The 22585-nt window shown below is 66.8% G+C and carries 25 protein-coding genes and 1 pseudogene; 3 read left to right on the top strand and 23 right to left on the bottom strand.

Annotated elements, in window-relative coordinates; all coding sequences use genetic code 11:
- Nucleotides 1-53 precede the first annotated feature (53 nt).
- The 7 genes from Y705_RS0110810 to Y705_RS22580 form a co-directional block, all read right to left on the bottom strand.
- Nucleotides 54-557, bottom strand: coding sequence for a DUF3145 domain-containing protein (locus Y705_RS0110810; RefSeq protein WP_026532856.1), 504 nt, complete (start codon nucleotides 555-557; stop codon nucleotides 54-56).
- A 212-nt stretch (nucleotides 558-769) separates the two neighbouring features.
- Nucleotides 770-1735 (bottom strand): tyrosine recombinase XerC, encoded by a 966-nt coding sequence (locus Y705_RS0110805; RefSeq protein WP_081737984.1) that lies wholly within the window; start codon nucleotides 1733-1735, stop codon nucleotides 770-772.
- 30 nt (nucleotides 1736-1765) lie between these two features.
- Nucleotides 1766-2356, bottom strand: a complete 591-nt coding sequence (locus Y705_RS19235) for a methylated-DNA--[protein]-cysteine S-methyltransferase (RefSeq protein WP_081737983.1) — start codon at nucleotides 2354-2356, stop codon at nucleotides 1766-1768.
- A gap of 49 nt (nucleotides 2357-2405) precedes the next feature.
- Nucleotides 2406-3596, bottom strand: a complete 1191-nt coding sequence (gene dprA, locus Y705_RS0110795; RefSeq protein ID WP_026532854.1) for a DNA-processing protein DprA — start codon at nucleotides 3594-3596, stop codon at nucleotides 2406-2408.
- Complete coding sequence (locus Y705_RS0110790) at nucleotides 3593-5134, bottom strand: YifB family Mg chelatase-like AAA ATPase (protein ID WP_026532853.1); 1542 nt, start codon at nucleotides 5132-5134, stop codon at nucleotides 3593-3595. Before Y705_RS0110790 ends, dprA begins: the two co-directional genes overlap by 4 nt.
- Nucleotides 5134-5499 (bottom strand): YraN family protein, encoded by a 366-nt coding sequence (locus Y705_RS0110785; RefSeq protein ID WP_173401080.1) that lies wholly within the window; start codon nucleotides 5497-5499, stop codon nucleotides 5134-5136. Before Y705_RS0110785 ends, Y705_RS0110790 begins: the two co-directional genes overlap by 1 nt.
- Before the next feature lie 197 nt (nucleotides 5500-5696).
- Entirely contained in the window at nucleotides 5697-5861 is a 165-nt protein-coding gene (locus Y705_RS22580) for a hypothetical protein (protein ID WP_173401079.1), read from the bottom strand.
- 101 nt (nucleotides 5862-5962) lie between these two features.
- On the opposite strand from Y705_RS22580, the gene Y705_RS0110775 reads away from it, so the two are divergent.
- The gene (locus tag Y705_RS0110775) at nucleotides 5963-6208 is read left to right on the top strand and encodes a hypothetical protein (protein ID WP_026532851.1); all 246 of its coding nucleotides are present in this window, start codon (nucleotides 5963-5965) and stop codon (nucleotides 6206-6208) included.
- Between the two features lie 48 nt (nucleotides 6209-6256).
- Here Y705_RS0110775 and Y705_RS0110770 read toward each other — a convergent pair whose 3' ends face one another.
- The 12 genes from Y705_RS0110770 to ffh form a co-directional block, all read right to left on the bottom strand.
- Nucleotides 6257-6583: a DUF2469 domain-containing protein gene (locus tag Y705_RS0110770; RefSeq protein WP_026532850.1), complete on the bottom strand. Its 327-nt coding sequence runs from the start codon at nucleotides 6581-6583 to the stop codon at nucleotides 6257-6259.
- Nucleotides 6564-7334 (bottom strand): ribonuclease HII, encoded by a 771-nt coding sequence (locus tag Y705_RS19230; protein WP_081737982.1) that lies wholly within the window; start codon nucleotides 7332-7334, stop codon nucleotides 6564-6566. Before Y705_RS19230 ends, Y705_RS0110770 begins: the two co-directional genes overlap by 20 nt.
- Nucleotides 7331-8218, bottom strand: a complete 888-nt coding sequence (gene lepB, locus Y705_RS19225) for a signal peptidase I (RefSeq protein WP_081737981.1) — start codon at nucleotides 8216-8218, stop codon at nucleotides 7331-7333. The genes Y705_RS19230 and lepB (Y705_RS19225) overlap by 4 nt, the downstream gene beginning before the upstream one ends.
- Nucleotides 8219-8316: 98 nt before the next feature.
- The gene (lepB, locus tag Y705_RS0110755; RefSeq protein WP_049822606.1) at nucleotides 8317-9003 is read right to left on the bottom strand and encodes a signal peptidase I; all 687 of its coding nucleotides are present in this window, start codon (nucleotides 9001-9003) and stop codon (nucleotides 8317-8319) included.
- Nucleotides 9004-9012: 9 nt separating this feature from the next.
- Nucleotides 9013-9372, bottom strand: coding sequence for a 50S ribosomal protein L19 (gene rplS, locus Y705_RS0110750; RefSeq protein WP_026532848.1), 360 nt, complete (start codon nucleotides 9370-9372; stop codon nucleotides 9013-9015).
- A 257-nt stretch (nucleotides 9373-9629) separates the two neighbouring features.
- On the bottom strand, nucleotides 9630-10421 hold the full coding sequence (gene trmD / locus Y705_RS0110745; protein WP_026532847.1) for a tRNA (guanosine(37)-N1)-methyltransferase TrmD: 792 nt from the start codon (nucleotides 10419-10421) through the stop codon (nucleotides 9630-9632).
- Nucleotides 10421-11059: a ribosome maturation factor RimM gene (gene rimM / locus Y705_RS19220; protein ID WP_081737980.1), complete on the bottom strand. Its 639-nt coding sequence runs from the start codon at nucleotides 11057-11059 to the stop codon at nucleotides 10421-10423. Before rimM ends, trmD begins: the two co-directional genes overlap by 1 nt.
- A gap of 109 nt (nucleotides 11060-11168) precedes the next feature.
- On the bottom strand, nucleotides 11169-11414 hold the full coding sequence (locus tag Y705_RS0110735) for an RNA-binding protein (protein ID WP_026532846.1): 246 nt from the start codon (nucleotides 11412-11414) through the stop codon (nucleotides 11169-11171).
- A 1-nt stretch (nucleotide 11415) separates the two neighbouring features.
- Nucleotides 11416-11820, bottom strand: coding sequence for a 30S ribosomal protein S16 (gene rpsP, locus Y705_RS0110730; protein WP_026532845.1), 405 nt, complete (start codon nucleotides 11818-11820; stop codon nucleotides 11416-11418).
- A 145-nt stretch (nucleotides 11821-11965) separates the two neighbouring features.
- On the bottom strand, nucleotides 11966-12874 hold the full coding sequence (locus tag Y705_RS19215) for a VOC family protein (protein WP_049822605.1): 909 nt from the start codon (nucleotides 12872-12874) through the stop codon (nucleotides 11966-11968).
- A gap of 63 nt (nucleotides 12875-12937) precedes the next feature.
- Nucleotides 12938-13552, bottom strand: a complete 615-nt coding sequence (locus Y705_RS19210) for an alpha/beta fold hydrolase (protein WP_049822611.1) — start codon at nucleotides 13550-13552, stop codon at nucleotides 12938-12940.
- A 94-nt stretch (nucleotides 13553-13646) separates the two neighbouring features.
- Nucleotides 13647-15227, bottom strand: a complete 1581-nt coding sequence (gene ffh, locus Y705_RS0110715) for a signal recognition particle protein (RefSeq protein WP_026532844.1) — start codon at nucleotides 15225-15227, stop codon at nucleotides 13647-13649.
- A gap of 137 nt (nucleotides 15228-15364) precedes the next feature.
- On the opposite strand from ffh, the gene Y705_RS0110710 reads away from it, so the two are divergent.
- Nucleotides 15365-16819 carry a glucose-6-phosphate dehydrogenase gene (locus Y705_RS0110710; RefSeq protein ID WP_049822604.1) on the top strand — a complete coding sequence of 485 codons (1455 nt, stop codon included), beginning with the start codon at nucleotides 15365-15367 and terminating at the stop codon, nucleotides 16817-16819.
- A gap of 98 nt (nucleotides 16820-16917) precedes the next feature.
- Here Y705_RS0110710 and Y705_RS0110705 read toward each other — a convergent pair whose 3' ends face one another.
- The 3 genes from Y705_RS0110705 to ftsY all read right to left on the bottom strand — a co-directional run bounded on the left by Y705_RS0110705 (nucleotide 16918) and on the right by ftsY (nucleotide 20125).
- A complete protein-coding gene (locus tag Y705_RS0110705) occupies nucleotides 16918-17256 on the bottom strand; it encodes a P-II family nitrogen regulator (protein ID WP_026532842.1) in 339 nt (112 codons plus the stop codon).
- Nucleotides 17253-18554, bottom strand: a complete 1302-nt coding sequence (locus Y705_RS19205; protein ID WP_049822610.1) for an ammonium transporter — start codon at nucleotides 18552-18554, stop codon at nucleotides 17253-17255. The genes Y705_RS0110705 and Y705_RS19205 overlap by 4 nt, the downstream gene beginning before the upstream one ends.
- A 356-nt stretch (nucleotides 18555-18910) precedes the next feature.
- Complete coding sequence (ftsY, locus tag Y705_RS0110695; protein WP_026532841.1) at nucleotides 18911-20125, bottom strand: signal recognition particle-docking protein FtsY; 1215 nt, start codon at nucleotides 20123-20125, stop codon at nucleotides 18911-18913.
- A gap of 64 nt (nucleotides 20126-20189) precedes the next feature.
- On the opposite strand from ftsY, the gene Y705_RS0110690 reads away from it, so the two are divergent.
- On the top strand, nucleotides 20190-21443 hold the full coding sequence (locus Y705_RS0110690) for an MFS transporter (RefSeq protein WP_081737979.1): 1254 nt from the start codon (nucleotides 20190-20192) through the stop codon (nucleotides 21441-21443).
- 19 nt (nucleotides 21444-21462) lie between these two features.
- Here the strand turns inward: Y705_RS0110690 and Y705_RS19200 are convergent.
- Nucleotides 21463-22585 (bottom strand): annotated as a pseudogene (locus tag Y705_RS19200) (AAA family ATPase); the annotation flags it as partial.

Raw genomic sequence — 22585 nt, 5'->3', positions numbered from 1 at the left:
CCGGGTAGCCTGACCGATCTGCCCGAATGGGCTAGCCCACCTGCCCGGGCTGCCTAGCCCACCTGATGCAACCAGCGCACCGGCGCACCCTCGGCAGCATGCCGGAACGGTTCCAGTTCCTCGTCCCAGGATTCGCCCAGCGCGAGGGAAAGTTCGTGATAGACAGCGGCAGGATTTCCGGCGCCCGCTTCGTAGGCATAGCGGATACGGTCCTCCGAGACCATGATGTTGCCGTGGACGTCCGTAGTGGCGTGGAAGATCCCGAGCTCGGGGGTGTGTGACCAGCGCCCGCCGTCCGCACCCGCGCTCTGTTCCTCGGTGACTTCGTAGCGAAGATGGGCCCAGCCGCGCAGCGCGGAAGCCAGTTGCGCACCGGCCCCCTGCGGACCGACCCACGAGAGTTCGGCGCGGAACATTCCGGGCGCAGCAGGCTGAGGGGTCCACTCGAGATCTGGGCGCTTGTCGAGGACCGAGCCGATCGCCCACTCGACATGAGGGCACAGCGCAGAAGGGGCCGAGTGCACGTACAAAACACCGCGCGCCATCACAACAGACATTCCATCCTCCATAGCTGTAGGTACGTCTTCCCCAACGACCTTCAAGGTGATGAAAACTGCTGTTCTGCTGGTGCTTTCCGGCCACTGCCCACTGGCGTTGCTGCAGGTTGTGAACTAGGGAACATTCTGCCCCACACGGACTGATTGCGCCACTGGTGTTACTTGCTTTTTTTCTGCGGCCCAAGTAGGGCTACTCGATCCGAGATGGATTCTCAGGCTCTCGGGTGGGCCTGCTCGTAACTGCGGCGGAGCCGGTCCACCGAGACATGGGTGTACAGCTGGGTCGTGGCAAGGCTGGAGTGCCCGAGTATTTCCTGTACCGCCCGAAGGTCGGCACCACCGTCCAGGAGATGCGTGGCAGCGCTGTGTCGGAGGGCGTGCGGCCCTGAGGCTGCGGTATCGCCCAGCTCGGCGAGGATTTTCTGGACGGCTGCACGGACGGTCCGTTGGTCGATCCTGCCCCCACGCCGCCCCAGGAACACCGCTGCCCCACTGGTAGGCGTTCTGAATGCGGGCCTGCCACGGCGAAGCCAGTCGTCGAGCGCATGAGCCGCGGGCACTCCGAAGGGAACGGTTCGTTCCTTGTTGCCTTTGCCCAGCACCCGCAGCGTGCGGCGTTCCGTGTCGAGGTCATCGATGTCCAGCCCCACCAACTCCCCCACCCGGACTCCAGTGCCATACAGGATTTCCACCATGGCTTTCAGTTGAAGGGCTCCGGCGTCCCCTTCAGCGGCAGCGTCCGTCAGCGAGGTGAACATCGTCTCCAGTTGCCCGCCGCTCACTATCTGCGGCAGGGTCTTCTCGCGTTTCGGAGCACGCAAGCGCAGGGAAGGATTCGCGTCGACCAGTTCTTCCCGAACAGCCCACTCCATGAAGGTGCGTGCGGTGGCCGCCCGCCGGGCGATGGTGGACCTGGCAAGTCCTGAAGCATCGAGTGCGCCGAGCCAGGCCCTGAAGTGCCGGAGCTCCAACTTGTCGAGCCGGTGGATGCCCTGTCCCTGGACGAAGGCGAAGAGGAGTTCGAGGTCGGCGAGGTAGGCCCGGACCGTATGGGCGGAGCGGTTCCGCTCCGCCGTCAGGTAGGAACGGTAACGGGCCAATGCGCCGTCGAAGTCCAAGGGGTGGCCGGCGCCGAGGCAGCCGCCGGAGGTCACAGGTACGTCGGCTTCTTCGGCCATGATCCTCCTTCCGTGCTGATCCGTATTCTCCTACTGTGCACTTCCGTGCAGCCAGGGCAAAGGCGGCACACCGGTCAGCCCGGGTCCGGGTGTTCCGGGCAGTTCAGCGGCAGCAGCCCTGCCTCCTTCGAGGTCGAGCAGGAACTGCTTCACTTCCACCCCGGCGGCATACCCGGTCACGGCCCCGTTTCCGGCAACTACCCGATGCCCGGGAATGAGGATTGACAGCGGGTTCGCCCGGATCGCCGCACCGACTGCCCGACCCATGGCCGCGTTCCCCAGCTCGCTCGCGATGTCCCGGTAGCTGCGCGTCTCGCCGTAAGGAATTTCCCTGACGGTTCGCCATACCCGCAGCTGAAATGCAGTGCCGGTAATTCCGAGGTGCACGTCGAAAGTCTTCCGCGCCCCGGCGAAGTATTCGCCCAACTGCACTTCCGCCTGCTTGACGGCTGAATGAGGGTGCGCACTCCCTCCCCCAGCAGCCAGAGCGAAAGGTGTCCCGAGCTTCACCGAAGCCGGGGAGGGACTATGTTCGGCATGGTAGACGCCCACGAGCTCCGCGTCCTCCTCTACGACAATAAGGCCCCCGATGGGGCTGTTGAGAGTGGAGTGATATCTCACGGTTCCTGACCTCCTTGGTTGGATGAACGGTGGTTGGATGAACGGTGGTTCAATGCTTTTTCGACCGGTGCCAGCCGTCGTTGGCGCGCGCGGCCAGCCCTTCGATCTCAAGGCGGGACAATCCCGTGATGACTTCACGAGCACTCAATCCCGCGACGGACGCCAGTTTGTCCACAGTGGAGCCTGCCCGGACGGGGAGGGCGTCCAGGAGCAGGATGTCCTGCACGGTGAGCCCGTCATGATCGAGCGTGGGCACCGCCGGTTCCGCTTCCGATACGGAGCCGATCGGCCCCGCCAGTTCCGCGATTTCCGTTGCATCCGTGACGCATACCGCGCTGCCATCCCTCAGCAGACGGTGGCAGCCGGCCGAATTGGCGGAATGCACCGATCCCGGAACAGCTCCGACCGGTCGGCCGAGGCCGGCTGCGTGATGCGCCGTGTTGAGCGCGCCCGACCTCCAGCGGGCCTCCACCACCACCGTCACCGCACTCAGGGCTGCGATCAGCCGGTTGCGCTGGAGGAACCTCCACCGGGTGGGCGAGGAGCCGGGAGGAACTTCCGAGATGAGGATCCCCTGCCCGGCGATAGCGCGCAGCAGTTCCTCGTTTCCCGCGGGATAGTAGCGGTCCACCCCGCCTGCCATCACCGCCACCGTCGGGATGCTCTCCGGGCTCCTGCCGACCGCGAGCGCGGCCCGGTGAGCCTGGGCGTCGATACCGTAGGCCCCTCCGGAAACAATGGTGAAGCCACGTCCCACGAGGCCCGCTGCCAGATCCGCGGTGACGGCGTTTCCATAGTTGGTGCTGTCCCTCGAGCCGACGAGAGCCACCACCCGTTTCGGCGTCGGGAATTGGCCAGGGCCGCGGACCCACAGGCACAGGGGTGCGGCCAACTGAAGGTCGCCCAGGGCTTCAGGCCAGTCCGGGGACTCCGGCACCACTAGCCTGCCGCGCAACCGGCCCATCGTCGCGAGGTCACGTTCGGGGGCGAGGTCCTTTCGCCGCGGCGTCCACCGCTCAAGGGCCTCCGCCAGGACATCGCGGGGGCCGGCATCCATGTCGAGGCAGCCTGCAACCTCCTGGTGGAGTTGCGCACCGGCCTTGAGCGACCCCGTTGCTATCCGCAGCGCGTCCACAGCGCCTGCCACTGCCGTGAGCGCCAGTCCCACAGCATCCGACGGCTCGAACAAACGCGACAATGCTGCGCGGGACAGGAGAATCTCCTCCGGGACACCGCTCATGCCGCACGCTCCTGGAGGCGGAAGCCGAGCGCCAGGGCGACGTCGTCGGCCTCCGGCTGGTCATGGCCCTGCAGGTCCGCTACGGTCCAGGCAACCCGCAGCGTACGGTCCCAGCCGCGCGCGCTGATGAGGTTCCGGTCGAGCGCCCGGTCCAGGGCTCCAGTGACGGCGCGGGGCAACCGAAGTTCCTCGCGGAGAATCTTCCCCTGCACGTCGGAATTGGTCGAGTACCCCCAGGGGACGAGTCGGGCAGCCTGTGCCTGCCGTGCGCGTGCAACGCGCCGCGCTACCGTGGCAGTGGTTTCGGCTGCGGCCCCGCCGACGTAATCGGGCAGCGCGACCCGCTGCACGGTGAGTTGGAGGTCCACACGATCCAGGAGCGGCCCGGAGAGCCGGTTGAAGTAGCGGCGACGCTGCTGGGCCGTGCACAGGCAGTCGATCCCCTTTCCGTTGGCCAGTCCGCACGGGCACGGGTTGAGAGCGAGGACCAGCTGGAAGCGGGCGGGGTATGAGGCGGTACCGGCCGAACGGTGTAGAACGAGAGTCCCGCTTTCAAGTGGTTCGCGCAGTGCCTCGAGAACCCGCCTCTCGTATTCCGGTGCCTCGTCGAGGAACAGGACGCCGCGGTGTGCCCGGGATGCGGCTCCGGGACGCGGTATGCCGCTGCCCCCGCCGATGATCGCCGCAGCCGTGGCCGTGTGGTGCGGACTCTCGAAAGGTGGCCGCCTCCGCAGCTCGGCGCAGGAGTGCTCGCTGCCCAGCGAATGGATCGCCGTCACCTCCATGGCGTGGTCATCGGTGAGGTCCGGGAGAATTCCGGGTAGCCGCTCCGCCAGCATCGTCTTGCCGGCTCCGGGTGGCCCGACCATCATCAGGTGGTGGGCACCCGCCGCTGCCACTTCGACGGCGAAGCGTGCCTCCGCCTGACCGGCGATGTCGGCCATATCACTGGAAGGACCACTTCGCGGCTGGGGATCAGTCGGCTCCGGGCCGGTGACGTCCGTCGGGAGTGGGAGCTGCACTTTCGAGGCGTCGGCTCCGAAGGCCAGGGCCACCTCGGCGAGGGAGGCGAACCCGTGGACCTCTGCGTGGGGCACCAGTGCGGCTTCGGCGCGGTTGCCTTCCGCCACGACCACGCGGACATGGCCCGCCTGGACGGCGGCCATCACCGCCGGAAGGACCCCGCGGACCGGGCGCAGCTGCCCGTCCAGGCCAAGCTCGGCGAGGAAGACGATCGCCTCACAATTGCGGACGTCCCCGGCGGCCGCCAGGGCGGCCATGACAATCGCGAGGTCGAATCCCGAGCCGCGTTTCGGGAGGGATGCCGGAATCAGGTTCACGGTGATCTTCCTCCGACTGAGTGGTACCCCTGCATTACGCGCCGCAGCCCGGATACGGTCCTTCGCCTCATTCAGCGACGCGTCAGGCAGTCCCAGGAGCACGAACGCAGGGAGTGTCTGGCCGATATCAGCTTCGACCTCGACGATGTACCCGTTCAGCCCCACCAGGGAAACCGAGTAGGTGCGTCCCAGTGCCATCAGAAAACTGCCCGCAAATGCTCGATGCGCGGGTTCCCGGTGCCGTCGTCGAGCACCGACACCGCGTCCACGCGGAACCCGGAGAACCGACAGTTATGGGAACGCGCCCACTTCGACGCCAACAGGTACAACCGCTCCAGCTTGCCCGCGGTGATCGCCTCCAGCGGATGCCCGAAATCCTCCGAACTCCGCGTCTTCACCTCGACGATCACCAGCGTGGTCCCGTCCACCGCCACCAGGTCTATTTCGCCCGCGCTGCACCGCCAGTTCCGGTCCACGATGCGCAGCCCCGCCTGCTCCAGGTATTCCGCAGCGGTCGCCTCTCCGCGCCGCCCCAGCTGGTCCTTCGCCAACATGTCCACCACCTCCATGCCCAGCCTGCTTGCAGAAGGAGCAGCGGCGACGGGAAGACCTCCCTATGTGGGCAAGTCGACCCCCAGGACCCCCTGTGGAGGAGAAATATCGATCAAAGGAGCCAGAAATGGGACACCCTGTCACGAGAAACGGCCCCGGCCCCTTCTCGGAGAAGGGACCTGGGCCGTCCGGACGACGTGCGGGAAACCTACCGTGCGGCCTTGCCCTTCACCCGGTTCAGGATCAGGAGCACCGCCGCCGCAACGAGGACCACCAGACCGATATACAGCAGGAACTTCACTGCCTCCACGATCAAACCCAACACCAACAGGACGATGGCGACAACAACGAGGACGGGAAGTAGTGGTTTCATGCCTTCCAGTATGCCGCGCTTTGATTGAGGATCGGGCCCGGACCGGCAACAATAAAGTAAGGCCACCGACGATTATCTGGTTCAACGATGGAGGAGTTTCCATGGCTTCAAGAGACGATTTTCTTCCCGGCGGAAGCGAAGCAGACCGTCTCGAGCAGCAGACCCCGGCGTCGGAGGACGACTCCCCTGCCGACCCGGCACCTTCTGAGGGCACGGGCGGATCCGAGGCAGACCGTCTGGAGCAGGCAGCCGAAACAGCCGACGACGGCGAGGACGGATTTCCGCACGGTGCGGCCGAGGACGGCTCCGAGAACGAGGACTCCCAGGACACCGGCGACCGCGGCTAGCCTCCCAGCACCCGCCCTGGACCTTCAAAGAGCAGCGAGCAGCTGAAGCTAGTTCCCCAGCGCCCCGTCCTTGGGCAGCGCGATGTCGTCCGACTTGGACAGCTCCTCGACGTTCACGTCCTTGAAGGTGATGACCCGGACGTTCTTCACGAATCGGGCCGATCGGTAGACGTCCCAGACCCAGGCGTCCTGCAGCGTCAGATCGAAGTACACCTCGCCGTCGGCCGACTTCGCCTGGAGGTCCACGTTGTTCGCGAGGTAGAACCGCCGTTCCGTCTCCACCACATAGCTGAACAGCCCTACGACGTCGCGGTACTCCCGGTAGAGCTGGAGCTCCATGTCGGTTTCGTAGTTCTCAAGATCTTCGGCGCTCATGATCCCATTCTGCCCCAATCCCGGGCGCGGTCGTTCCGGCCTCTGCCGGAGTTCCCAGGCGCCAGGACCGCCGGTGGTAATCACTGGCTCCTCGGGCGTCGATCGCCGCCCGATGCAGTGCCGTCGCGTAGCCCTTGTTCACGTCCCACCTATACGCGGGGTGCTCGACGGCGAGCGAAACCATCAGCGCATCGCGCTCGACCTTCGCGAGGACGCTGGCAGCCGCGACGCTGAGACACTGCAGATCGGCCTTGATCCTTGTGTGCACTGGAGCATCACAGCCGGAGAGCACCACGTCTGAAGGAACAACGCCAGGCTCCTCGAACAGGACGTCCTGCCCCCGCCGGGAGAGCCAGTCGTGGTTTCCATCGAGGATGACAACGTCGGGCCGCACCGTCGCAGCCACCTGTTCCCAGGCGCGGCTTCCCGCAGCCTGCAGCGCCGCCATCAGGCCGACGTCGTCGATCTCCGCTGAACTCGCGTGACCCACCCCGCAGGCGAGGCACCACTTCCGGATGCGCGGCACCAGTGCCTCGCGCTCGGCGGGCGACAGCAGCTTGCTGTCCCGCACCCCCCGCAGGCCCTTGCACGCCTCCAGGTCGACGACGACGATCCCCACGGACACGGGGCCCGCCAGCGCTCCCCTGCCGACCTCGTCACAGCCCGCGATGTAGCGGTGGCCCCCGGAGGAGAAGGACTTCTCGAAAATCAGGGTGGGCGCTGCAGAGCGCTTCCGGCGTGCTGCCGTCACCTGCCCTCCGGTGCACCTGCGGCTGCCGGTTCTGGTACACCGTCGAAGACCTCGGGATAGTTGCCGAGGAAGCCCATGCGGTTGAGCGGCCAAGCGATCACCGCGGCCTTCCCCTCGATATCGTCGACGTCGATGAAACCCCGGCCCGGCTTCTCGGTGTTCGCACGGGAATCAGCCGATGCGTTGCGGTGGTCGCCCATCACCCAGACCTTCCCTTCCGGCACCACGACGTCGAAGGGTGTGTCCGACGGCGCGGCACCCGGGAACAGGTAGGGCTCGACCAGCGGTTCGCCGTTGACCGTGATGCGTCCCTCTGCATCGCAGCAGATCACATGGTCGCCTTCCATGCCGATGACCCGCTTGACGAGGTGCTGCTGGGAATCGTCGGGCGCGAGTCCCACGAAAATCAGCGCTTCCTTCAACCAGTTGTTGTCGACCTGCTGCCCCGGCGCGAGCCAGCCTTCGGTATCGCTGAACACCACGATGTCCCCGCGCTCGAGCGCGAAGGGCTGGGGAACGAGCTGGTTCACGAAGATGCGGTCGTCGATCTCGAGGGTGGGCTCCATGGACCCGGAGGGGATGAAGAAGGCGCGGAACAGGAAGGTCTTGATCAGGAAGGACAGTACGAGGGCAATCACGACGATCGTCGCGATCTCCTTGAGCCAGCCGGCGAAACTGCGGTCCTGCTCCTTCGGAGCGCCCCGGCGCCCCCGCCCTCGCACCGACAGGTCCGGCGCCTCCGGGTTCCGGGGATCCGCGCCGGAAGCGGTTCCGTCCTGAGGGCCCGGGGCCCGATCGGGTCCGGGGGCGGCCTCCTCCGAGGCATTCGAGGGTTGCGGACTGCCTGCGTCGTTACCGGGCTTCCGGCGGAAGTTTCGTGCCATCTGCTGCGTTCCTCAATGTCATTCCGGTGCCAGTAGTACGGCCGCCGCGTAGTTCGGAGTTCCTTCAAAAAACCGTGCCTGCTGTCCAGGGCCCGGTGTCAGCCCTGGACTGTCCGCTCGATCCGGCTGGCCCGATCCGGCGGCCAGACGAGGTGCACTACCTCGCCGATCACACGATCAGCGGCTACCAATCCGCCGCCTGGTGCCCCCAGCAGCGAACGCGAGTCCATCGATACGGACCGGTGATCGCCCAACAACCACAACCTACCCTCCGGGACCTCGACGTCGAACTCCGTTTCGCTGGGAGCGTCGGCCGGGAACAGATAGGGCTCATCCATCGCGTCGCCGGTCACGGTGACCCTGCCGTCGTCGTCGCAGCAGGCCACCCGGTCTCCCGGCACCCCGATCACCCGCTTCACATACACCGTCTCGCTGCCGTTCAGGCCCAGCCACTGCCCGACGGCGTCCACCACGCGCACGGTCACGCTGCGGTCGTCATGGATGGGGTCGAAGGATCCCCGGCCGTCGAAAACGACGACATCGCCCCGCTCGATCCCGTCCGCGGAGTTCCCGGTCTTGCTGACCACCACGCGGTCCCCTTCCTCGAGGAGCGGCTCCATGGAGCCCGACGGAATGTAGTAGACATCGACGAGCAGCGCCCGCACCACGCCGACGACGAGTACGGCGAGCAGCACGGCGGAGAACACAAAACGCCAGCCCGTAATCGCGGACCGGCGTTGAGTGTGCTTCCCAGCCGTAGGAGGGGAAGCGGATGTTTCAGGCACCCGTAAAGGCTACTTGACCGTCTTGGGGTCGCGCTTTTCCTTGATCTTGGCTGCCTTGCCGCGAAGTTCGCGCATGTAGTAAAGCTTCGCGCGGCGAACATCGCCCTTCGAGACAAGCTCGATCTTCTCAAGGACCGGGGAGTGCACCGGGAAGGTACGCTCCACGCCGACGCCAAAGCTGACCTTGCGGACCGTGAAGGTTTCGCGGATGCCGTCGCCCTGGCGTCCAAGGACGAAGCCCTTGAAGATCTGGACACGGGTGTTTTTGCCTTCAATGATGTTCACGTGGACATTGACGGTGTCTCCGGCGCGGAACGCCGGGATGTCGGTGCGGGCCGAGGCCGCATCGACGGAGTCGAGAATATGCATGGTGCTTCTCCTGGTGAACGCCACAGGTCATTCACGTGGGTCACGGCGGTCAAGGCCGGCTCGCAGGGAGCGCGGCAATCATCGCCGAAAAAGGTGTACCGGCGGTTCGGATCTCCGGACGCCGGTGTGTAGAACTGTTGGCCGCACACCCCCTGTGGCAGGGTCCAGCCCAGCAGACACAAGCACCAAGTATTCCATACCTGCGGCACAGCGGCGAATCGCAGCTAGCGTGTTTCCCCGGAGGGCCGAGGCGCCCTTCAGGAGCCGGCGGGGTCCCTGCGTACCAGAACCCCGTCGACGACGACGAAGCCGGCCCCGCTGAGAGCCGTGAGGTCGGCTCCGGTCAGCGCCCCGGCCTCGACCGACGCAAGCAGGTCGGGACGGCGGACTGCGGTGCGCCGGTACTGCTCCGCACGGCGGAACTGGGCGATCTTCGCGTGGTTCCCGCTGAGCAGGACCTCGGGGATGTCGCGGCCACGCCATGATGACGGCTTGGTGTACACGGGGTATTCGAGCAGTCCGTCAGCGTGGGATTCCTCCACCAGGGACTCGGGATTTCCCACGACACCCGGGATGAGCCGCCCCACGGCCTCGACCATGGCGAGCACTGCCACCTCGCCGCCGTTCAGCACATAGTCCCCCAGGCTGATGGGACGCACCTCGTAGGACTCTCCTGCCCATTCGATCGCCCGCTCATCGATACCCTCGTAGCGTCCGCAGGCGAACACGAGGTGGTCGAGCGTGGCGAATTCGGAGGCCGTCGCCTGGCGAAAGACTTCGCCGGCAGGAGACGGGACCACAAGGGTAGGGCGCACGGACGATTCCGCCGCAATCGATTCAAGGGCAAGCGCCCACGGCTCGGGCTTCATCACCATTCCGGCCCCGCCGCCGTAGGGGGTGTCATCGACGGTGCGGTGACGGTCCGTGGTGAAGTCCCGGAGGTCGTGGACGCGTACGTCCAGCAGGCCGTCCTGGCGGGCCTTGCCGATCAGTGACAGGTCGAGGGCCGCCAGGTACTCCGGAAAGATGGTGACGACGTCGATCCGCACTAGGAGTCGGCCCGGCCCGCAGCGTCATCATCAGCGTCACTGTCGCCGGTGCCAAGAAGCGTTCCGGTAGGCGTTCCAGGAAGCGGTTCGGACACGTCGTCACCGTCGTCGGGTGCCTGGTTGGAGCCCGGGGTGTTGAGGTCGAACAGCCCTGCCGGCGGAAGGATGGACACGTAGCCGCCCGCGGGATTCACCTCGGGAACGATCTCCCCGACGAACGGCACGAGCGCTTCGTGCCCGCCGGTCAGCTCGACCACGAGGAGGTCCTGGACGGCCAGGGTCCGCAGTGCCGTCACCTTGCCGACCGTTTCACCGCCCACCCGGGCGTCGAGGCCCACGAGCTCGTGCTCGTACCAGGCGTTTTCGTCGTCGTCCTCGGTGGTGTCGCTGTCGATGAAGAGGCTGGCACCCCGGAGCGTCTCCGCCTGGTTGCGGTCGGGGATCTGTTCGAAGCCCACGATGAGGATGTCCTTGTTCCAGCGCGCCTTTGTCACGGTCAGCTCTGCGGTGGGAGCACCTTCGGCACGGAAGACCGCACCGGGTTCGAAGCGGTCCTCGGGAGCGTCGGTGAACAGCTGGACGGTGACCTCCCCGCGAATGCCGTGCGGCTTGCCGATCCGGGCTACGAGTACTTCCATGGTGCTGCTCCTGCGGCGAGTGGATGGGGATGGAGAAACGAGTTCGGCCCCACTCCAGAATCTGGTGCGGGGCCGAACGGGGAAAACTGGAAGCGCCTGGCGCCCAGGGCTAGGCCCGACGGCGGTCCGTGTCCACGACGTCGACGCGGACCGGTTCGCCGTTGGCGAGTGCCGAAACCACGGTGCGAAGAGCCCGTGCGGTCCGGCCCTGCCGGCCGATGACGCGTCCGAGGTCTTCCTGGTGCACGCGCACCTCCAGGGTCTCGCCGCGGCGGTTGTTCTTCGCCGCAACCCGGACGTCGTCCGGGTTGTCGACAATTCCGCGCACGAGGTGCTCAAGCGCTTCGGCAAGCAACTTACTCAGCCTCGGTTGCTTCCGCAGCGGCGTCGTCGGTCTTCTTGGACTTCTTGGTGATGGCCTCAGGAACGATGACCGAGCCCTTGTCGGGAGCAACGAATGCTTCCTTGGGTGCCTTGGTCTTCAGAGTGCCTTCCTGGCCCTCGATGTTCTTGTACTTCTGCCAGTCACCGGTGATCTTCAGCAGCGCGGAGACCTGCTCGGTGGGCTGTGCGCCGACTCCGAGCCAGTACTGGGCGCGCTCGGAGTTGATCTCGATGAACGAGGGCTCCTCGGTGGGGTTGTACTTACCGATTTCCTCGAGGGCACGGCCATCACGCTTGGCGCGTGCGTCCATGACGACGACACGGTAGAAAGGTGCACGGATTTTTCCCATGCGCTTCAGGCGAATCTTTACGGCCACTTGTGTGGTCACTCCTTGATGATGAAAGGGGCGAACCCAGACCTTCTGCTCCCGTGGGGCGGGCCATGAGGAAGGGTTCAAAGGACACAATTCACGCGCAGAGAGAGGGGCTGCCCGGATCGAGTACGCCTCTATTGTGCCAGACCTAGGCCGGTTGCGCGATTCCACCGTCCGGCGAGCCCGCGCGGACCCGGATCCGGTTCTTCCAGGGGTCCTCGAAGCGCAGTTCCGCTCCGGTGGAGTGCCGGTCGATTCCCGCTGCTGCGAGCCGTGCCGCCAGCGCATCGACCTCTCGGGGTGCGGGCACGTGGATGAGGACTTCGCCGAGCCCGAGGGTGTCCTTGCGCGGACCGGCCCCCCTGCTGTTCCAGACATTCATGGCCATGTGGTGGTGGTACCCGCCGGCCGAGACGAAGAGCGCCTGGCCGTGCCAACCCGCCGTCCGCTCGAAACCGAGGATGCCGACGTAGAAGGCCTCCGCCGTCTGCACGTCTCCCACCTGGAGGTGGACGTGCCCGACGCCGGCCGCAGCCTGGGTCTGTCCGGTCACTGCGTCCTCGGTCAGGTAGTCCTCGAGGTAGGTCCGCGCCGGCAATACGACGTTGTCCATGACCACCGACTTTTGGGCCCCCGACCCCGTCCACTGCCAGGTGTCGCGGGGCTTGTCGAAGTAGAGTTCGATCCCGTTGCCCTCGGGGTCGGCGAAATAGAACGCTTCGCTGACCAGGTGGTCGGCGCTGCCCACGAAGGTTCCGGCGGATGCCTGTGCCGCGCTCAATACGGTGGCTGCGAGGTCGGCACGGTCCTCGAAAAGCAGCGCCGTGTGAAAGAGCCCGGCCTCGCCCTGGGACGGCAACCGCAGGCCTGCGGCCGGCTGGAGACGGATCAGCGGCGTATTCTTCCGCCCGAGGTCCACCCCTTCTGCCGATTCCGTGAGCACCTCGAGCCCGAGGCCGGTCTGGTAGTACTCAGCCATCATCGCGATGCTGTCGACCTTCAGTGTGACGGTTCCCATTCCCGTGGCGGATGGCAACAAATCGGCTTCCTGCTGCATGGCGAGCCCCTCGCGTAGTTGGTTTTTCCCCTGTCCCCTAGTTTAACTACTTGAACCTTCAACTTATTCCTCGTCGGATTCCCCGGACGGGGCGCCCCGGATGAAACCGCGGATGACGGCGTCGCCCTCCGCCGTGTCGTGCGGCCGGTGCCCACCCGCCGTGATCCGGTGCCGGGCGCCGGTGTCGGCGAGGTACCCTGCAACCTCCTCGTACAGCGGCTCCCAGCCGCCGGTGAGGACGAGCGTCGGGACCCCGGGAACGATGTGCAGCGGAGCTGTCCACGGCGGAGCCTGGTCCCGCCGCGCGAACAGCGGGGACACGAGTTGGATGTGGGCGGCGGTGGCGGGCAGGTCGGCGGTGAGCGACAGGCAGGCCGGCTCCACCAGCGTCAATGAGTGGATCAGGTCGGGCCGTTCGACTGCCGTCAGCATCGCTGGAACCGCCCCTTCGGCATGCGCCACGAGATGGCCGCCAGTCCCCAGCGCCTCGATGATGATGCGCTGGTCCTCGGCGTGATCGGTGGGCAGCAGTTCATCATCGGCATCCGCACCGGCATCGAAGCCATGCCGCCGGAGGAACAGGCAATCGAAGTCGAGGGCCAGTCCGTGCTGCCGAGGCCACGCGGCCGCCCCGAACTGCCCGTCGCCATGGACGAAGACAATGCGCTCCTGCGTCATGCTGTAGATCCCTTGCCGTCCACCGACCGATGTGCCGTCTGCCGACGGAGCTGCCACAGGACGCACCCCGCGGCAGCCCTGGTTTCCGTTTGCCCTACTTGCCGAGGAACTTGTCGAACCCCTTGGGGAGGTTGAGCGACGCCGGATCGAAGTCGTTCTGCCCTCCGAAGGCAGCACCCGTCGGAGCCGCAGCGCGCGCCGCGGTCCGCCGCGCCTCCGCCTCCTGCAGCTCCTGCGCAGCCTTTGCCGGATTGCCCGAGCGGGGCTTCTTCTTGCCCTTGGCCGCGGCCTTCGTCTTGCGCGCTCCCTGGAATCCGCCAGGTCCGGCCATTCCAGGCATTCCGGGCATCCCGCCGCCGGCGGCCATCTTCCGCATCATCTTCTGTGCCTGGGTGAAACGCTCGAGCAGGCCGTTGACCTCGGAGACGTGCACACCCGAGCCCTTCGCGATGCGGGCGCGCCTCGAGCCGTTGAGGATCTTCGGCGCCAGGCGTTCGTGGGGGGTCATGGACCGCACGATCGCCTCGACGCGGTCGATCTCGCGCTCGTCGAAATTCTCGAGCTGCTCACGCATGCCCGCGGCGCCCGGCATCATCATGAGCATCTTCTTCATGGATCCCATGTTGCGGATCTGCTGCATCTGGGCGAGGAAATCGTCGAGGGTGAAGTCTTCCTGATCGGCGAACTTCTTCGCCATCCGGGCGGCCTCGTCCTGGTCCCAGGACTTCTCGGCCTGCTCGATCAGGGTGAGGATGTCGCCCATGTCGAGGATGCGCGAGGCCATGCGGTCCGGGTGGAACAGCTCGAAATCGTTGAGGCCCTCACCCGTGGAGGCGAACATGACGGGCTTGCCGGTCACGGAGGCGACGGAAAGCGCCGCACCGCCGCGGGCATCACCGTCGAGCTTGGTCAGCACCACGCCGGTGAAGTTGACGCCCTCGTCGAAGGCCAGGGCCGTGTTGACGGCGTCCTGGCCGATCATGGCGTCGATCACGAACAGCACCTCATCGGGGCTGATCGCCTCGCGGATGTCCGCGGCCTGCTGCATGAGCTCGGCATCCACGCCGAGGCGGCCGGCGGTGTCGACGATGACGACGTCGTGAAGCTTCGCCCGCGCTTCGGCCACACCCTGCCTGGCGACCGCGACGGGATCGCCCGTAGCCGCTTCGAACTCCGAGCTGACACCGGGGTGCGGCGCGAAGACGGGCACGCCGGCACGCTCGCCGTTCACCTGGAGCTGCTTGACGGCATTGGGCCGCTGCAGGTCACACGCGACGAGGAGCGGGCTGTGACCCTGGCCCTTGAGCCACTTCGAGAGCTTGCCGGCGAGCGTCGTCTTTCCCGCGCCCTGAAGCCCTGCGAGCATGATCACGGTGGGCGGGTTCTTCGCGAGCCGGATCCGGCGCGTTTCGCCGCCGAGGATGCCGACGAGCTCCTCATTGACGATCTTGACGATCTGCTGGCCCGGGTTCAGCGCCTGCGACACCTCGAGTCCCAGCGCACGCTCTTTAACCCGCGCGGTGAAGGCACGCACCACCGAAACGGCCACGTCCGCGTCGAGCAGGGCCCGCCGGATCTCACGGACGGTGGCGTCGATGTCGGCTTCGGTCAGGCGGCCCTTACCGCGGAGATTCTTGAAGGTTGCTGTCAGCCGGTCGGAGAGTGAATTGAACACGTGCCGGAAACTTCTTTCATCGGAAAATTTGGGGACTCAACTCCCAAGGGTATCAACTCGACTTCACCCGGGTACTCCAGCCCGCAGGACTGCCGGGCCGAAAGACAGCGTCCCTTCGAAAGTGGCAGTGTGGAGGAGTGGACACTTCCCTTACTGAATCCCTTGCCGAGCACAACACTATTCCGGCCGACGCCGACACCCGCGTTCGGACCCTGCTGATCCTTGGTGCCTCGGGTGACCTGACGGGCCGCCTCCTCCTGCCGGGGCTCGCGCGCCTGATCCGCCTGGGCCGAGCCGACGGACTGAAGCTCGTCGGCGCCGGCTCCGACGACTGGTCGGATCAACAGTGGCAGGAACGAATCAGCTCATCCTTCGCTGCGGCCCTGGGAAGCGCGGACGACGCAGGCCGGGCCGCCCTCGAGGACGTCCGGCAGGACAGCACCTATTCCTGCCTGGACGTGACGCAACAAGGTGTCCTCGCGAGCCTCGTCGCCACCCTCGAGGGGCCGGTGGCCATCTACTTCGCCCTCCCCCCGGCGGTCAGCCAGAAGGCGTGCTCGGCTCTCTACGCGGGTGCGCTCCCGAAGGGCACGCGCCTCGTGATGGAAAAGCCGTTCGGCACCGACCAGGCCTCGGCCCACGCCCTCAACACCAAACTGGCCGCACTGGTGCCGGAGCAGAACATCCACCGCGTGGACCACTTCCTCGGCAAGGCCACGGTCTTCAACATCCTCGGCCTCCGCTTCGCGAACCGCATCCTCGAACCGGTGTGGAACAGCCTGCACATCGAGAAGGTGGAGGTGATCTTCGACGAGGACCTGTCGCTGGAGAACCGCGCCCGGTACTACGACGGCGCCGGCGCCCTCCGCGACATGATCCAGAGCCACCTCCTCCACGTCATGGCGCTGATCGCGCTCAACGCGCCGTCCACGCTCCATGAACGCGACCTGCGCGACCACATCGGTTCCGTGCTGAGGGCGAGCTCGGTGGATCTCAGCGATCCGGTCAGCAGCCGGCGCGCCCGGTACACCGCCGGGGACATCGCGGGCCGGTCGGTGCCCGACTACACCGCGGAGCCGGGCGTGGATCCCTCCAAGGGAACCGAGACCCTGGCGGAGGTCGTGGTGTCGATCAACAATGAACGCTGGGCCGGTGTCCCCTTCATCCTCCGCTCGGGCAAGGCACTGGGAACCAAGCGCAAGGAAGCCATCATCACTTTTCGACCGGTCAGCCATGTACCCACCGGGTTCACCGGCCAGGATTCGCCCACCCGCCTGCGCATCGGATTCGGCCCGGACACCCTGCAGCTCGAACTCGACGTCAATGGGCCGGGCGACATGTTCTCGCTTGACCGCGCGGTCCTGAGCGCCGATCTCAACGCCACTGACCTGTTGCCCTACGGCGAGGTGCTCGACGGCGTCCTCGCCGGGGATCCGACGCTGTCGGTCCGCGGTGATATCGCCGAGGACTGCTGGCGCATCGTGGAGCCGGTCCTCGCTGCCTGGGCCTCGGACGAGGTCCCCCTCGAGGAATACCGGGCCGGCTCCCCGGGGCCCGAGTCCTGGGGAGCCAACGCCCCTATTCGACCGTAGGGGCCCAGACCCCTTGGCGCTGCAACGCCAGCCGCACACCAACGCGTCCGCTACCGGGACCGCGGTAACGGACGCGCTGTGCTTTTCGATGCTGTCGACTAGAGTGCGGCGTCCCCGCGCTCCCCGGTGCGGACCCGCACGGCGTCCTCGATGGCGGTGACCCACACCTTGCCGTCGCCGGCCTGGCCGGTGTTCGCCGTCGATACCAGGACATCCACGATGTCCACCACCCACGCATCGGCGACGAGGATCTCCACGCGGGCCTTCTGCAGCAGGTCCACTGTGTATTCAGCCCCGCGGTACACCTCGGTATGGCCCCGCTGACGGCCGTAGCCGCTTGCCTGGCTGACGGTCAGTCCCTGCACCCCGTAGTTCTCGAGGGCGCCGCGGACGCTGTCGAGCTTGTCGGGGCGGACGATTGCTGTCACGAGTTTCATGAATTCACGGCCTCCGGGACCTGTCGCTGGGTCTTGGTCTGCTCTGCAAAGGGGTGGAACGAGCCTCCGACGCCCAGGCCGCCGAACTCATAGGCGGTTTCGGCATGCTCTGAAAGATCCACGCCGGACACCTCGTCATCAGGGGTGATCCGGAAGCCGATGGTCTTGTGGATTCCCAGCCCGATGATCGCCGTCATGATGGCCGAGAGCGCGATCGCCACGACGGCCGCGACCGTCTGGGCGAGCAACTGGCCAGCACCTCCTCCGTAGAAGAGACCGCCGCCGGCGCCCTCGACGGGCAGGGCGATGAAGCCGAGGGCAAGGGTGCCGGTGATACCCGCCACCAGGTGGACGGCAACGACGTCGAGCGAGTCGTCGAAGCCGAGCCGGTACTTGATGCCGACCGCGAGCGCACACACCGCGCCGGACACGAGGCCGAGGCACACCGCACCCACCGGGCTGACATTGGCGCAGGCCGGGGTGATGGCGACCAGTCCCGCGACGATTCCGGACGCAGCCCCGAGCGAGGTGGGGCGGCCGTCCCGGAAACGCTCGGTGAGGATCCAGCCGACCATCGCTGCCGCGGGAGCCGCCATGGTGTTGACCCAGATGAGCCCTGCCTCTTCCGCCGTGCCCGCTGCGCCACCGTTGAACCCGAACCAGCCGAACCACAGGAGCGCGGCTCCCAGCATGACCAGGGGGATGTTGTGCGGGCGCTGCGCGGGGTCCTTGCCGAAGCCCTGGCGCTTGCCGAGGATGAGGGCGAGGACCAGGGCGGCGACGCCTGCGCTGATGTGAACGACCGTGCCACCTGCGAAGTCGATGGCCTCGCCCACGGCGCTGCCCACCGCGCCGTCGGCGCTGAGGAGTCCGCCGCCCCACACCATGAAGGCCAGCGGGCAGTAGACCAAGGTGACCCAGATGGGTACAAAGAGGGTCCAGGCACCGAATTTGGCGCGGTCGGCGATGGCACCGCTGATGAGGGCGACGGTGATGATCGCGAACGTTGCCCCGTAACCGGCCCCGATCAGATCCTCGGTGCCGATCAGGCCCGCGAGGCCGAAGGACGCGAACGGATTGCCGAACAGCTGCGCGATGCCGTCACCGCCGGTCATGGAGTAGCCCCAGAGAACCCACACGATCCCCACGAGCCCGACGGCGACGAAACTCATCATCATCATGTTCAGTGCTGCTTTGGCGCGGGTCATCCCGCCGTAGAAGAATGCCAGGCCCGGTGTCATAAGGAGCACCATGGCGGCCGAAATCATTACCCAGACGTGACCTGCTGTCAGATCCATCAGCACGATCCTCTCGAAGAAGGCGGGCGTTTCCCGCACTTCCCAGAATGTCGGGCCGGTGTTTCGGCATCTGGGGCTCTTCGTTGCCGGGAGGTTACAGAACCGCCGGCGGCGTTAAAGGATCGTGACGTTCGTGTTTCGGGGGTGATTCGGGACCACCGTCGCCGCCGCGCATCAGCGTGTGCACGAGATCTCACGGGTTTCAGCTCCAGAGCCGCTGATAACCGGCGTGGCGTGCAACGACACGCGGCGTGGTCGCTGAAAGCCGCCGGATTCGATACACCTGAGGCTGGAGCCGGCACCCGTCATGCAGCGGGGTAGTTGCACGGGCGTACGAGATCCCGGGACTGGGCGACTCAGGTCAGGAGCGCGTCGACGAAGGTCTCGGCGTCGAACGGCGCGAGGTCGTCGGCGCCCTCTCCGATGCCCACGAGCTTGACGGGGACGCCGAGGCTGCGCTGGATGGCGACGACGATCCCGCCCTTCGCGGTGCCGTCGAGCTTCGTCAGGACGATGCCGGTGATGTTGACGACCTCGGAGAAGACCTTCGCCTGGTTCAGTCCGTTCTGGCCGGTGGTGGCGTCGAGGACCAGGAGCACTTCGTCGACGGTGCCCTGCTTTTCGATGACGCGCTTGAGTTTGCCGAGCTGGTCCATCAGGCCCACCTTGTTCTGCAGGCGGCCCGCGGTGTCGATCAGGACGACGTCGACTTCCTGGTCGATCCCGGCCTTCACTGCCTCGTAGGCGACCGAGGCGGGGTCGGCGCCGTCGACGTCGGATTTCACCGTGACGACGCCCACGCGCTCACCCCAGGTGGCGAGCTGTTCGGCGGCGGCGGCCCGGAACGTGTCGGCTGCCCCGAGGAGGACGTCCTTGTCCTCGGTGACCAGGACCCGGGCGAGCTTGCCGACGGTCGTGGTCTTGCCGACGCCGTTGACCCCGACCACCAGGACGATCGCCGGACGGTCGGCATGGCGTGTGGTGGCCAGCGAGCGGTCCATGGTCGGGTCCACCAGTTTGATGAGCTCCTCGCGGAGCATCGCCGTGACCTCGGCGGGGTCCCGGCTGCCGGCGACCTTCACACGCTCGCGCAGTGCATCGACGAGCTCCATTGCAGGCTCGGTGCCGAGATCGGCCATCAGGAGGGTTTCCTCGACCTCGTCCCACACGTCTTCGTCGATCTTGTCCCTCGACAGCAGGGCGAGCAGGCCCTTGCCCAGGGCGTTGTTGGAACGCACGAGCCTCGCCCGGAGCCGGGCGAGCCTGCCCTGGACGGTGTCCGGGGTGTCGAGCGGCACCGTCTCGGTGGTCGATGAGTCGAGCCCGCTGAGGTCATCGGGCACGACGACGTCGGGCGCGGTATCGGTCGCTGCGTCAGTCCCCGAGGGACGGTCGAGCAGGTCGGTGGACGTGGACCCGTGCGCCCGCAGCCCGGGGGTGTCGTCGTCGTCGCGCTGCGAGGTGTACAGCCCCGGAGGGGTGCGACGCCCCTTGAGGAGGACCACGGCGAGGGAGCCAAGGACAGCGATGGCGAGGACAACGAAAATTACGATCTGGAGAGTCTCGTTCACCATTCCACCTTCTCATACCGGCCGATTAAGGAACCTTCGCCGGTAGTGGAAGACTTTGCTCACTATGATTCGAATCCCCCGCCTGCAGAAGCGCCGCCGCACGACGGATTCGATTGCCGTCCAGCGCATACCCCGCGAGATCCGGGTCCTGATCGCCGCCGCCTTCGTGATCGCCATTGGCTTCGGCCTCGTTGCGCCGGTGCTGCCCCAGTTCGCCCAGAGTTTCGACGTCGGCGTGACTGCTTCCTCGGTGATCGTGAGCGCTTTCGCCTTCACTCGACTGGTCTTCGCTCCGGCCGGCGGGCAGCTGATCGAACGGCTCGGGGAACGGCCGGTGTACATCCTGGGGCTGCTGATCGTCGCACTGTCCACGGCGGCGTGCGCGTTCGCCGGGAACTACTGGCAGCTGCTGGTCTTCCGCGGACTCGGCGGAATCGGGTCCACGATGTTCACCGTCTCTGCGATGGGCCTGATCGTGCGGCTCGCTCCGCCAGGGATCCGGGGCCGGGTCTCGAGTGCCTACGCGTCGGCGTTCCTCCTCGGCAGTATCGGCGGTCCGCTGGTGGGAGGCCTCCTCGCGGGCTACGGCCTCCGCGTACCGTTCCTCGTGTACTCGGGTGCCCTGCTCGTCGCGTCCGCCGTGGTGTTCTTCCAGCTGAAGGACACTCCGCTGGGGATGAGGAAGAAGACCGCCCCGCTGCCGGTGCTGTCGGTACGCGAGGCCTACGGCGATTCGGCGTACCGTGCCGCCCTGGTATCGAGCTTCGCCAACGGGTGGTCCTCCTTCGGGGTGCGGATGGCCCTTGTCCCCCTGTTCGCGACGGCGGTGCTGGGCGCAGGCCCGGAGATCGCCGGCATCTCGCTGGCGTGTTTTGCCGCGGGCACCGCCCTTGCGCTGACCTTTTCCGGACGGTTGGCAGATTCGTGGGGACGCCGGCCACTGGTGCTGGTGGGCCTCGCAGTGAACGGCGCCGCCATGGTGGCGCTCGGCTTCAGCGGCAGCGTGCCGGTGTTCCTGGCAGTCTGCGCCATCGGTGGCCTGGGGACCGGGCTCCTCAATCCGGCGCAGCAGGCGGCTGTCGCCGACGTCGTCGGGAACGGCCGCAGTGGTGGAAAGGTGCTGGCGGGATTCCAGATGAGCTCGGACCTCGGCGCCATCCTGGGACCGGTGCTGGCCGGTCTGATCGTCGACTATCTCGTCTTCGGATCCTTCGGCATGGCGTTCTCGATCTCCGGCCTGCTCGCCGCGTGGGCCGGCCTCCTGTGGCTGAAGGCCCGGGAAACCCTTCCGGCCCGGGACGCGGGGGAACCCGCGTAGCCCGCGACCGGCTGTCGCTTCAGGCCTCGATGAGCCGCTGGCTGATCACCGTGGACACGCCGTCGCCCCTCATCGTGACCCCGTACAGGGCGTCCGCCACCTCCATGGTGCGCTTCTGGTGCGTGATGATGATCAGCTGGCTCGACTCCCGGAGCTCCTCGAGGATGCTGATCAGCCGCCCGAGGTTGGTGTCGTCGAGCGCCGCTTCCACCTCGTCCATCACATAGAACGGTGACGGCCGTGCCTTGAAGATTGCGATGAGCAGGGCGATGGCGGTCAGCGAACGCTCGCCGCCCGAGAGCAGCGAGAGCCGCTTGATCTTCTTCCCGGCAGGCCTCGCCTCGACCTCGATGCCGGTGGTGAGCAGGTCCGTGGGATCCGCCAGCACCAGCCGTCCCTCGCCGCCCGGGAAGAGCCTGCCGAAGACGCGCTCGAACTGGACGGCGGTGTCGCGGAAGGCAGCGGTGAAGACCTGCTCCACGCGTTCGTCGACCTCCCGGATGATGTCCAGCAGGTCCTTCCGTGTGGCCAACAGATCCGCCAGCTGGGAGCTGAGGAACTGGTGGCGCTCCTCGAGCGCTGCGAATTCCTCGAGGGCCAGCGGATTGACCTTGCCGAGCGCTGACAGGTCGCGCTGTGCTTTCCGCAGGCGCTTCTCCTGCTCCTCGCGGACGAAGGGGATGCCCTGCGGCAGGACGTTGCCCTCCTCGTCCACCGGAGCACGCAGGGCGGCCCACTTGTCGGGAATCGCCGTTCTCGAGGGCACGGGCAGGTGGGGGCCGTATTCGGCCAGCAGGTGTTCGGGGGTGAGGCCCAGTTCCTCGCTGGAGCGGTTCTCGAGCGCTTCGATGCGCAGCCGCTGCTCGGCGCGTGCCAGTTCGTCACGGTGCACCGAATCGGTGAGGCGTGCGAGTTCGGCCGCGAAGTCGTCATTCGTGGTGCGGATGCCCGCCAGCTCGGCGTCCCTCGCCGCCCGTGCCTCCTCCGCGGCGTCGCGCTGCCGTGCCGCCTCGTCCAGGGACACCGCAAGGAACTGGAGCACCCGCTGGGCGGCACGAGCCACGGCGAGCGCCTTGTCCGCCTGCACCTGCCGTGCCTGCGCGCGTTCGGCGGCCTGCCGCCTCGCCTCGCGCTCGGCTGCC

This window comes from Arthrobacter sp. H41, assembly GCF_000520535.1.
In the GTDB taxonomy this organism is placed as follows: Bacteria; Actinomycetota; Actinomycetes; order Actinomycetales; family Micrococcaceae; genus Arthrobacter_D.
The sequence above is the reverse complement of the archived record's forward strand: the minus strand, read 5'-3'. Positions and strand labels throughout refer to the sequence as shown.